The sequence below is a fragment of the Stenotrophomonas sp. GD03958 genome, from assembly GCF_029839005.1.
GTDB lineage: Bacteria > Pseudomonadota > Gammaproteobacteria > Xanthomonadales > Xanthomonadaceae > Stenotrophomonas > Stenotrophomonas hibiscicola.
This window is the reverse complement of sequence record NZ_JAOBZT010000104.1, coordinates 1-10,433: the sequence shown is the minus strand read 5'-3', so window position 1 is coordinate 10,433 and position 10,433 is coordinate 1. Positions and strand designations below refer to the sequence as shown.

The 10,433-nt window shown below is 67.1% G+C and carries 10 protein-coding genes and 1 riboswitch; of the genes, 5 read left to right on the top strand and 5 right to left on the bottom strand.

All coding sequences use genetic code 11. From position 1 onward, the window contains the following. Positions 1-3 precede the first annotated feature (3 nt). The gene (locus N5C25_RS19395; RefSeq protein WP_279937691.1) at positions 4-2,520 is read right to left on the bottom strand and encodes a prolyl oligopeptidase family serine peptidase; all 2,517 of its coding nucleotides are present in this window, start codon (positions 2,518-2,520) and stop codon (positions 4-6) included. Positions 2,521-2,640: 120 nt separating this feature from the next. Beyond that, positions 2,641-2,724, top strand: a riboswitch (S-adenosyl-L-homocysteine riboswitch). Positions 2,725-2,760: 36 nt separating this feature from the next. Between N5C25_RS19395 and ahcY the strand changes: the two genes are divergently transcribed. From ahcY to N5C25_RS19380, 3 genes are all read left to right on the top strand, one after another. Further along, positions 2,761-4,206, top strand: coding sequence for an adenosylhomocysteinase (gene ahcY, locus N5C25_RS19390; RefSeq protein ID WP_033834449.1), 1,446 nt, complete (start codon positions 2,761-2,763; stop codon positions 4,204-4,206). Positions 4,207-4,403: 197 nt separating this feature from the next. Next, positions 4,404-4,877, top strand: a complete 474-nt coding sequence (gene ybaK / locus N5C25_RS19385) for a Cys-tRNA(Pro) deacylase (protein WP_251102129.1) — start codon at positions 4,404-4,406, stop codon at positions 4,875-4,877. Then, positions 4,877-5,362 carry a hypothetical protein gene (locus N5C25_RS19380; RefSeq protein ID WP_279937689.1) on the top strand — a complete coding sequence of 162 codons (486 nt, stop codon included), beginning with the start codon at positions 4,877-4,879 and terminating at the stop codon, positions 5,360-5,362. The genes ybaK and N5C25_RS19380 overlap by 1 nt, the downstream gene beginning before the upstream one ends. Before the next feature lie 75 nt (positions 5,363-5,437). Here the strand turns inward: N5C25_RS19380 and N5C25_RS19375 are convergent, their stop codons facing one another. From N5C25_RS19375 to N5C25_RS19360, 4 genes are read right to left on the bottom strand one after another with little or no spacing between them, the layout of a single operon-like run. Further along, positions 5,438-5,995, bottom strand: a complete 558-nt coding sequence (locus tag N5C25_RS19375) for a DUF3228 family protein (protein WP_010481895.1) — start codon at positions 5,993-5,995, stop codon at positions 5,438-5,440. Between the two features lie 51 nt (positions 5,996-6,046). Further along, entirely contained in the window at positions 6,047-6,778 is a 732-nt protein-coding gene (locus N5C25_RS19370) for a LytTR family DNA-binding domain-containing protein (protein ID WP_279937687.1), read from the bottom strand. Continuing rightward, complete coding sequence (locus N5C25_RS19365) at positions 6,775-7,824, bottom strand: histidine kinase (RefSeq protein WP_279937685.1); 1,050 nt, start codon at positions 7,822-7,824, stop codon at positions 6,775-6,777. The genes N5C25_RS19370 and N5C25_RS19365 overlap by 4 nt, the downstream gene beginning before the upstream one ends. A gap of 24 nt (positions 7,825-7,848) precedes the next feature. Beyond that, on the bottom strand, positions 7,849-8,775 hold the full coding sequence (locus N5C25_RS19360; protein WP_058980412.1) for an alpha/beta hydrolase: 927 nt from the start codon (positions 8,773-8,775) through the stop codon (positions 7,849-7,851). Positions 8,776-8,978: 203 nt separating this feature from the next. On the opposite strand from N5C25_RS19360, the gene metF reads away from it, so the two are divergent. Beyond that, positions 8,979-9,806: a methylenetetrahydrofolate reductase [NAD(P)H] gene (gene metF / locus N5C25_RS19355; protein WP_279937684.1), complete on the top strand. Its 828-nt coding sequence runs from the start codon at positions 8,979-8,981 to the stop codon at positions 9,804-9,806. Positions 9,807-9,846: 40 nt separating this feature from the next. Further along, the gene (locus N5C25_RS19350; RefSeq protein ID WP_262213130.1) at positions 9,847-10,431 is read left to right on the top strand and encodes a DUF4124 domain-containing protein; all 585 of its coding nucleotides are present in this window, start codon (positions 9,847-9,849) and stop codon (positions 10,429-10,431) included. Positions 10,432-10,433: the final 2 nt, after the last annotated feature.

Below are 10,433 nucleotides of genomic sequence, written 5' to 3'. Positions count from 1 at the left end.
CGGTCAGCGCTTCTTCTTCGCCTTGCCCTGCTCGGCCGGGCCAATGGTCTGCTCCAGCCAGCGCTCGCTCTCGGCCAGCATGGTCATGATCGATTCGCGTGCGCGGTAGGCATGCGATTCGTTGGGCAGCATCACCAGCCGCGCGGTGCCGCCCAGGCCCTTCACCGCGGCGAACATGCGCTCGCTCTGGATCGGGAAGGTGCCGGAGTTGTTGTCGTCCACGCCGTGGATGAACAGGATCGGATCCTTGATCCTGTCGGCGTAATTGAACGGCGCCATCTTCTGGTAGACGTCCTGCGCCTGCCAGTAGTTGCGCTCCTCGGCCTGGAAACCGAACGGAGTAAGCGTGCGGTTGTAGGCACCGCTGCGCGCGATGCCGGCCTTGAACAGGCGGGTGTGTGCCAGCAGGTTGGCGGTCATGAACGCACCGTAGGAATGGCCGCCGATGGCGATGTGATCGCGATCGGTCACGCCACGACGCACCACCTCATCCACCGCTGCCTGCGCGTTGGCCACCAGCTGTTCGATGTAGGTGTCGTTCGGCTCCTTGTCGCCCTCACCGATGATCGGCATCGACGGGCTGGCCAGCACCACATAGCCCTTGGCCAGGAACGCCTGCGGGCCCCAGTAGCTGACCGCATTGAAGCGGTACGGCGAATCGGTCACCTGGCTGGCCGCCGCCGCGCTCTTGAACTCACCCGGGTAGGCCCACATCAGCAGCGGGCGCGGGCCGTCGCGCTTGGGGTCGTAGCCCGGCGGCAGCAGCAGGGTCGCGGTCAGGTCGACCCCATCCTTGCGCTTGTAGCGGATCTGCTCCTTCTGCACGCCCTTCAACTGCGGCAGCGGGTGCGCGAAATGGGTCAGCGCGCGCGGTGCAGCACCGGCATCGGCCAGCGACTGCACGTAGAAGTTGGCCGGCTCATCCGGGCTCTCGCGGCTCAGCAGCAGCGAGCTGGCCTGGTCGTCCAGCAACGCCACCGGCAGCGAATAGCTCGGCGCCTGCGAGTGGAACAGGCGCGTTGCCTTGCCCGTGGCGATGTCGAAGCGGTCCACGAACGGACGGTCGCCTTCCGGCGAAGCACCGGCACCGGCCAGGTACAGGCTGCTGCCATCGGGGCTGGTCTGCAGCAGCGAACGACCCCGCTCGTCACTGGTCAGCAGCGGCCGGCCCGGATCGGCATAGCGGTCCTGCGCGTCACGATCCCACAGCAGGCGCGGCTCGGCACCGGCGTTGTCCGGGGCGATCAGCCAGGTCTTGGTCCTGCGGGTCTTCCACCACGATTCGGTCAGCAGGGCCAGGTCACCGCGGCCCCAGCTGATGCCGGCCAGGCGGCTGCCAAGCTGGGCCAGGGTGACCGGCGGTTTGTCGAACGGCGCGGCCTGCATCAGCACCGCATCGCGCACCTTGGCGTCCCTGTTCGGGTCGCCGCCGTCCTGCGCTTCGGCCCAGACCAGGGTGGCGTCGGCATCACCGCGCCAGCTGATGTCGCGCACGCCGGTCACTTCGGCATCGTTGCCGGTCGGCAGCCCTTCCACCAGCGGGCGAACGGCGACGGTGTGCACCAGCTTGCCGCTGGCACGGTCGATCACTTCAATGCGGCGCGGGAAACTGCTCACCGGCACCACGTAGGAGTACGGGCGCTGCACCGGCTGGCGCAGCACGAAGCGGCCATCCGGCGACACCGAGAAGCCCATGAAGATGCCGGCCGCGCCGATCGCGCGGGTGCTGCCATCCAGGCCGACTTCCATTGGCTGGGTAGTGGCGTAGTAGTCGAACTGGCGTGCGTCGGCCTCGTTCTTCAGCAGGTCCTGGTAGGTACGGATCGACACCACGCCGCCGCCCTGGCTGGTCTGCTGCACGGCCGGGCCGGTCGGAATGCCATCGGCGGGCGGGGCCGCACCGAGGTTGGCCGGGCGGGTGAACACCACCAGGCCGCGGCTGTCCGGCAGCCACTGGTAGCCGCTGCCGATCACCGTGTTCAGGCCGGCAACCAGGCGACGGGCACTGCCGCCGGCCACGTCCACCAGCCACAGTTCATTGGCGCCACTGGCAGCGTCGACCTGGTTGAAGGCAAGCCACTTCTGGTCCGGCGACCACATCACACTGGCGATCGACAGCTTGGCCGGCAGGCCGCTGATCTGCCGCTCCTTGCCGTCGGCCACGTTCATCAGCCACAGCTTCTCGCCGAAGCTGAAGCGGCTGTCGGAGAACGTGCGCGGGTTGATGCGCAGGCCAGCCAGCTTCAGTTCCGGCTGCGCCACCACCTGGATCGAAGGCAGCGACGGCATCTGCATCATCGCGGCCACGTCGCGGCGCGGCGACAGGAACAGCGACGGCGCGCGCGGGGCGTCGACCACTGCCTGCAGTGCGGCCGATGGCAGTTCGTAGCCATTGACGCCCTGCGCCTGCGCCGGAGCTGGCTGCGAGGCGGCCGCCCAGGCCAGCGGGGCCACCGCCAGCAGCCCCATCGACAGGACCAGGCCGGTCCACCGCCGCGTACGGCGCGCGTGCATGCTCATCGTTCCACCTGTGTGATGCGTGAAAACACCGACCTTAACAGGCCGTGCACGCGGCCCCATCTGCCGATGGTTGGGTCATGCCGATGTCATGCCGGGGCCGCGATATAATGGGGGTCCTCCCCTGCCGAGGGGCGCTGCGACCGGATCCCACGAGGCCCGGCCAGGCTCGGTAAGGTGGCTTTGTAACAACGGCGCCCGGCTAGATGCGAGCACCCGCTCGTCCACAACCGGAGCACACGAATGAACGCTGTTGCCAAGACCTTCTCCACCGAAGGTGATTACAAGATCCGCGATATCACGCTGGCCGACTGGGGCCGCAAGGAACTGGACATCGCCGAGCACGAAATGCCGGGCCTGATGTCGATCCGCCGCAAGTACCAGGCCGAGCTGCCGCTGAAGGGCGTGCGCGTGACCGGGTCGCTGCACATGACCATCCAGACCGCGGTGCTGATCGAGACCCTGAAGGACATCGGCGCCGACGTGCGCTGGGCCTCGTGCAACATCTTCTCGACCCAGGACCACGCGGCCGCCGCCATTGCCGCCACCGGCACCCCGGTGTTTGCCTGGAAGGGCGAGACCCTGGAAGAGTACTGGGACTGCACCCTGGACGCGCTGACCTTCACCCTGGCCGATGGCACCCTGACCGGCCCGGAGCTGGTCGTGGACGACGGCGGTGACGTGACCCTGCTGATCCACAAGGGCTACGAGCTGGAAAACGGCAGCGACTGGGTCAACACCGCCTCCGCCTCGCACGAAGAACAGGTCATCAAGAACCTGCTCAAGCGCGTGGCCAAGGAGCGCCCCGGTTACTGGGGCCGCGTGGTCAAGGACTGGAAGGGTGTCTCCGAGGAGACCACCACCGGCGTGCACCGCCTGTACCAGCTGGCCCAGGCCGGCACCCTGCTGATCCCGGCGATCAACGTCAACGACTCGGTCACCAAGAGCAAGTTCGACAACCTGTACGGCTGCCGCGAGTCGCTGGCCGACGGCCTGAAGCGCGCGATGGACGTGATGCTGGCCGGCAAGGTGGCCGTGGTCTGCGGCTACGGCGACGTCGGCAAGGGCTGCGCGGCCTCGCTGCGTGCCTACGGTGCGCGCGTGATCGTCACCGAGATCGACCCGATCTGCGCCCTGCAGGCGGCGATGGAAGGCTATGAAGTCAACACCATCGAATCGACCCTGGGCCGTGCCGACCTGTACGTCACCACCACCGGCAACCGCGACATCATCCGCATCGAGCACCTGAGCGCGATGAAGGACCAGGCCATCGTCTGCAACATCGGCCACTTCGACAACGAGATCCAGGTCGACGCACTGGTGTCCTACCCGGGCATCAAGCATGTCAACATCAAGCCGCAGGTGGACAAGTACATCTTCCCGAACGGCAACGCGATCTTCCTGCTGGCCGAAGGCCGCCTGGTGAACCTGGGCTGCGCCACCGGCCACCCGAGCTTCGTGATGTCCAACAGCTTCGCCAACCAGACCCTGGCACAGATCGACCTGTGGGCGAACAAGGACAGCTACGAGAAGAAGGTCTACCTGCTGCCGAAGAAGCTGGACGAAGAAGTGGCCCGCCTGCACCTGGAAAAGATCGGCGTGAAGCTGACCACCCTGAGCCAGGAACAGGCCGACTACATCGGCGTGCCGGTGGAAGGCCCGTTCAAGCCGGACCACTATCGCTACTGATGCCTTCAGGGTGCCGGACAGCGGCCGGCACTACCGGTGCATGCGACACGGACGGGCGCCTTCGGGCGCCCGTTCTGCGTTGGCGTGTGGTCGTACACCCCGCATCCAGTCCCCACTGGTAGATCCACGCCATGCGTGGATGCTCCGGCAGTAGCTTCGGTCAAGGCAACGCGCCCAGCGCGCGCTACGATGCAGCCATGACCCCGGCCATCAACCTGCTCAAGCGCGAGAAGATCGCCCACACCGTGCGCAGCTACGTGCACGACGCCCACGCCGAATCCTATGGCGGCGAAGCCGTGGACAAGCTCGGCGTCGATCCAGCCCAGGTGTTCAAGACCCTGCTGGCCAGCACCGAGACACACGAACTGCTGGTGGCGATCGTACCGGTGGCCGGCCAGCTGGACCTGAAGGCACTGGCCGAAGCGGCCGGCTGCAAGAAGTGCGAGATGGCTGCTGCTGACGCCGCGCAGCGCGCGACCGGTTACCTGGTCGGTGGCATCAGCCCGCTCGGGCAGAAGAAGCGCCTGCGCACCTTCCTGGATGCCAGCGCTCAGGCATTGCCCGCGCTGCATGTCAGCGCCGGTCGCCGCGGCCTGGAAGTGGAACTGGCTCCGGCTGACCTGCTGCGCCTCACCGCCGGCCACTACGCTGCCATCGGCAAGTCTCGCTGATGCGCTGGCCCTGGTCTGCAGCGCGGATACCCCGTCTCGACGATGCACAGGCCGATGTGCTGTTGCAGGACATGCTGTCGCGCGACGCAACGCGCATCACCGATGCCGCACGTAGCGTCGCACGGCTGTTCAGTGCCTCATCGTTGGACACGTTGGCCACACATGTCGACCTGATCGAACGCAGCTGCGAAGGCATCGCCCTGGGCGGCATGCTGGTCAGCAACCAGGCACACCTCAAGGCGGGCCTGCAACGGCTACGCTACTGGCAGGCGCGTAAGGGATGCCTGTGTGCGCTCAACCCCGGCTACCCGTTCTTCGATCCGCGTCGCCTGATCGAACAGGGGCAGATGCAGCTGCTCTCGTTGCAGGAGGCCGAGGAGGGTTGGGGCGATTGCCACACCGTTGCCTGCACGCAATGCGGCCAGCATTGGCAGGCCATCGACCGCGAGTACCATTACCCGTGGTGGGAATGGAAAGCTGCCTGAAGGCCAAGCAGCCACGCATGGCGTGGCTCTACTGCGGTCCGCACATTCACGCGATGCGTGGATGGCAAATATTGCTCACGGCCGCCAGTTCGCGTTGTTCTCCCAGAACTCGACAGAACGCCGGTACGCCTCACGGTCCAGCGGCACGCCGGAGCCGCCCTCCTCCACGCCCAGCGCATTGCGCATCATCGTGATCGGCGCCATTGGCACCTCTTCCGGTTCGGCGGTGTAGATGCAGCCGACGATGCCCCAGTCGGCCTCGATCGGCGAACCTTCCCTGGCCAGCTGCTCGGCGCTGTACAGGATCACCACCAGGTAGTTCGCACGCGGCGATTCCACGCCCTCGAACCAACGCACCAGCACCGGCAATTCCTCGCGGTTGCGCGCTTCGTAACCACTGCGCAGCAGGTGGCGGTTGGCCTCGGTGACCGGCACCGTCAGGCAGCGCGTGCTGGTCCAGTTCTCGTAGACGAACAGCTTGCAGAACGGGGCGTAGCCGTCGAGCACCTTCAGCGGCGCCTGCGCATTGAGATGTGCCTCGAACTGCTCGGCAGTGCAGTCCTGGATGGTGTTGCCGCGCGGCACGCGCGGGAACAGGCGGGGACGGGCGAAATCGGTGAGGACGATGGACATGGCGCAGGTGTGATCGGGAGTTCCGCTGCACAGGGTAACCGCTGGCAGCCCCTACAACGCCATCCGCTCACGCAGTTCACGCGCCTGCCGCCGCGATACCTCCACCTCGCTGCCGTCGTCCAGCGTCAGGTCGTAGCCATCTGCAATGCTGGGCGTCACGCCACGAATACGGCGCAGGTTGACCAGGGTGTTGCGGTTGGCGCGAAAGAACAGATCCTGCGGCAGGCGTGCTTCCAGCGCGCTCAGGCTGCGGGTCAGCAGGGCGTTCTGGTCGCGGAACCATAGCCGCGTATAGTTGCCATCCACCACCAGCCGGCGGATCTCCGAGACCGCGACGAACCAGCAGCGTTCGCCCTCGCGCACGAACACCTGGTCCTGCGCGCCCAGCGTGCTGCGCGGCTCCGGCGTTTCGCCCGCCACCACCTCGCGCTGGCGCGCCCGCCGCAACGCTTCCAGCAAGCGCGGTGCCTCGACCGGCTTCACCAGATAGTCCAGCGCATTGGCCTGGAACGCGCGCACCGCGTAGGTGTCGTAGGCAGTAACGAAGACCACCGCCGGCACCGTCTCCAGCCCATCCAGCACATCGAAGCCGCTGCCGGAAGGCATCTGCACGTCCAGCAGCACCAGGTCCGGCGCCAGTGTGGCGATCGCCTCGCGTGCAGCGGGCACATCGTCGGCCTCGCCCACGCACTGCACCCATGGCAGCGCCGACAACAGCGTGCGCAGCTCCTGCCGCGCCAGCCGTGCATCATCAACGATCAACACACGCAGCACGCCACTCATTGCGGAATCTCCAGCAGGGCCTGCATGCGGTCGCCGACCGGCTGCAACATGAAACTCCCCTGCGTGCCAAGCTGCGCACGCAGGTAGGCAAGGCCGACGCCATGACCATGGGTGGGCTCGTTGGCGCCGCCCAGCGGATTGTCCACCTGCAGGCGCAGCACGTCATTGTCCAGCGTGGCACGGATCTGCACCTCACCGCCGCCCGGGCGGCTGGCGATGCCATGCTTGATCGCATTCTCCACCAGCAGCTGCAGCGCCATCGCCGGCAGCTGTGCCTGCATGGCATCGGCATCAATGTGCTGGCTTACCTGCAGGCGCTGTTCGAAGTGGACTGCCTCGATGGCCAGGTAGTCGTCCACTACCACCAGTTCCTCGGCCAGGGTGACCTGCTCGCTGCGGTTGTGTGCCAGCGCCTGGCGCAGCGTGCGCGACAGGCGGGTGACCATGTCGCGCGCACGCTCCGGGTCTTCCAGGATCAGCGCACGCAGGTTGTTCAGCGCATTGAACATGAAATGCGGGTTGAGCCGTGCACGCAGTGCATCGCGCTCCAGCGCGCTGCGCTCGGCTTCGGCTCGCAGCCGGGCCAGTTCACTGTGGCGCGCCCGGCGCAGACCGTGCAGGCCGGCCCATAGGCCGGTCCACATCAGCAGGAACAGCGCGGTGTTCATCCAGTACACCAGCAGCGAAGACCATCGGTAATCCGCGTGGCCACCGGGCAGCTGCACCCAGCCCAGTGCCAGCGCCGGCAGCAGCAACGCCGCCGTCATCGCCTGTGCGACGCTGGCACCGGCCACCACACCGGCGGCCAATTTCAACACCAGGCTGCCCAGGCTCCCCTCCCACCAGCGCTGGCGCAGCGCCACCGTGCGCAGCATGCCGCTGCACAGCCACAGGCAGGCGGCCACGCTGACGGTGATCAACACGATGCCGCTGAACACCACGCCGCCGCCGATCCGCATCCCCGCCCACAGCCCGTACATCGCATAACCCGCCCATGCCAATGCATTGAGCGTCCAGAAACGGCGGGATGAGGTGGTGGCGTCCATGCGGGCTCTCGGCGAGGACAAGGGTCAGGGGTGCGCGGCGAGGAAACGCTGCACCTGCTCCTGCAGCCAGCGCGGATCATCCCACATCAGGAAGTGGAAACCCTGCGCGCTCATCGCGATCTGCACGCCCTGCAGTTTCGCGTACTGCGCCTGGAACACCGCGCGCGTGCTGTCCTCGGTGCCGCCCATCGGCTGGTAGCCGGCCCAGCTGCCCAGCACCAGTGTCGGTGCGGTGATCGAGGCGATGCTGTCGCGCAGGTCAGTGGTCATCACCGCATGCATGGCATCGGCGGTGGTTTGGCGGTCACTGCTTTCGCCCCAGCGGCCCAGTTCGGCCTGGCGCTGCGGATCGCGGGTCATGCCTGGCAGGCCCGCCTTCAACTGCGCCTGCCATTGCGCGGCATCAGCGGCCAGCATGCCCTTGCGCAGCTGGTCGGCCATCGGCCGCACGCTGCCTGCGGTGGCGTTCGGGTCACGCGCGGCCGGCAGGAACGGCAATGCATCGACCACCACCAGTGCGCTGACCGCCTTCGGCTCGGCCTGCGCCACCTGCAGCCCCAGCAGGCCGCCAAGACTGTGGCCGATCACCACCACCGGGCCCAGCTGTTGGTCGTGCAGGTAGGCCAGCAGCTGCCCGCGCATCGCCGTCAGGAATTCGGCCGGGCGCGGGTCGGCAGGCGCGGCGTCGGCAAAGCCCGGCAGCTGCACCAGGTGGCACTGCACGTCCTTCAGCGCCAGGCAGGTCTCGCGCCAGACCTCGGCGCTGCTGTTCAGGCCGGGGATCATCAGCAGCGGACGGCCCTTGCCGACCACCTCGATCTGCACCTTGCCGGTGCCGGTGGCGGCCGCCGCATGCGCCGAGCCGGAACCGAGCACGGCCATCGCCATGCCGATCATCGCCAGCCGGGCCAGGGCCTTCATTGCGTACCAGAGTGCCAGGAAGATCTTCATCGTCTGCTCCTTCATTGGGTGGGTGGCGCCGGGATGGGAGCAGCGTGGGCCTGGCGGAGGCACCCCGGTTGCGATTTCGGAGCAGCGGCCGCACGGCGGGGCGAACGGTCGCGGGCCGGGGACGGCGGGCTCTCACGCAATCTTCAAGAATCCATCTTGATGAAGAGATATACTGCTTCGCACCGACCACCGCCATCCGCGCCATGACCGCCATCAGCTTCGAGTTCTATCCTCCCAAGACCGACGAACAGCGCAGCCAGCTGGACCGTGCTGCGACCAAGCTGAAGAACTACGGCCCCGAGTACGTGTCCTGCACCTTCGGCGCCGGTGGCTCGACCCTGAGCTACACCTCCGAGACCGTGCGCCATCTCAACCAGCACCATGGCTTCGATGCCGCGCCGCACCTGTCATGCGTGGGCGGCACCCGCCAGGAGATCCGCGAGCTGCTCAAGCTGTACCGCGCCATCGGCTGCCGCCGCCTGGTCGCGCTGCGTGGCGACCTGCCCTCGGGCATGGGCTTTCCCGGCGACATGCGCTATGCCGCCGAACTGATCGCCTTCATCCGCGCCGAACACGGCGATGCGTTCCACATCGAAGTGGGCGCGTATCCGGAGACGCATCCGCAGGCCTCCGATTCACTGGCTGACCTGAAGCACTTCAAGGCCAAGATCGATGCCGGTGCCGATGCCGCCATCACCCAGTATTTCTTCAATCCGGACGCGTACTTCCATTTCGTCGATGAAGTGCGGCGGCTGGGCGTGCAGGTGCCGATCACGCCGGGCATCATGCCGATCGCCAACTTCAGCCAGCTGCGCCGCTTCTCCGAACAGTGTGGTGCGGAGATTCCGCGCTGGATCAGTCGCAAGATGCAGGCCTATGGCGATGATGCGGAGTCGGTGCGTGCCTTCGGCACGGAAGTGGTGGCCCGGCTGTGCCAGCGCCTGATCGAAGGCGGCGCGCCCGGCCTGCACTTCTACACGCTGAACCTGGCCAAGCCGACCACCTCGGTGCTGAGGCTGCTGCAGGGCTGAAAGCACGCCGCGCGAGCATGATCGGCGTTACCCTGCGGGCATGATCCGGCTTTCCTTCCTGCTGTTGCTGCTGCCGCTGTGCGTGCTGTCGAGCGTCGCCCACGCACAGTCCACGCGCCTGAACCGCTGCACCGATGCGCAGGGCCAAAGCGTGTATACCGACCGACCCTGCGACAGTGTGGGTGCGCGGTCGCGGGTGCCACCGCCTGCGCCCAGCGGCAACATCCTGCAGCGCGATACCCTGGGGGCACGCTGCCCGCGGCGGCTGAGTGAACTGGTGGACGCATTGCGCAACGGCATCGTCAACAATGATGTGAACCGGCTGTCCTCGCTGTACCTGTGGGGCGCGGTCTCCGATGCGGGCGCGCAGCGAATCCTCGGTCAACTGGAATCGCTGGTGCGGCGGCCGCTGGTGGACGTCGTGCCGGTGTATCCAGGACAGGGCCAGGACGCAGTGACTGACGAGGGCCAGGGCCCTGCTGCGCAGGGATCCGCCCCTGAGCCGACGGCTGTTCGCCATCCGGTCGGCCTGCGCCTGGAGCAGACCCTGCCAGGCAGCGTGGCGCGTGCCTCGACGGTGGTGGGATTACGGCGGCAGTACGGGTGTTTCTGGATCACGTTGTGATC

Excerpts from the sequence above, each read along its gene's own strand:
- N5C25_RS19395 (WP_279937691.1), bottom strand. The coding sequence starts at position 2,520 with ATGAGCATGCACGCGCGCCGTACGCGGCGGTGGACCGGCCTGGTCCTG.
- ahcY (WP_033834449.1), top strand. The coding sequence starts at position 2,761 with ATGAACGCTGTTGCCAAGACCTTCTCCACCGAAGGTGATTACAAGATC.
- ybaK (WP_251102129.1), top strand. The coding sequence starts at position 4,404 with ATGACCCCGGCCATCAACCTGCTCAAGCGCGAGAAGATCGCCCACACC.
- N5C25_RS19380 (WP_279937689.1), top strand. The coding sequence starts at position 4,877 with ATGCGCTGGCCCTGGTCTGCAGCGCGGATACCCCGTCTCGACGATGCA.
- N5C25_RS19375 (WP_010481895.1), bottom strand. The coding sequence starts at position 5,995 with ATGTCCATCGTCCTCACCGATTTCGCCCGTCCCCGCCTGTTCCCGCGC.
- N5C25_RS19370 (WP_279937687.1), bottom strand. The coding sequence starts at position 6,778 with ATGAGTGGCGTGCTGCGTGTGTTGATCGTTGATGATGCACGGCTGGCG.
- N5C25_RS19365 (WP_279937685.1), bottom strand. The coding sequence starts at position 7,824 with ATGGACGCCACCACCTCATCCCGCCGTTTCTGGACGCTCAATGCATTG.
- N5C25_RS19360 (WP_058980412.1), bottom strand. The coding sequence starts at position 8,775 with ATGAAGATCTTCCTGGCACTCTGGTACGCAATGAAGGCCCTGGCCCGG.
- metF (WP_279937684.1), top strand. The coding sequence starts at position 8,979 with ATGACCGCCATCAGCTTCGAGTTCTATCCTCCCAAGACCGACGAACAG.
- N5C25_RS19350 (WP_262213130.1), top strand. The coding sequence starts at position 9,847 with ATGATCCGGCTTTCCTTCCTGCTGTTGCTGCTGCCGCTGTGCGTGCTG.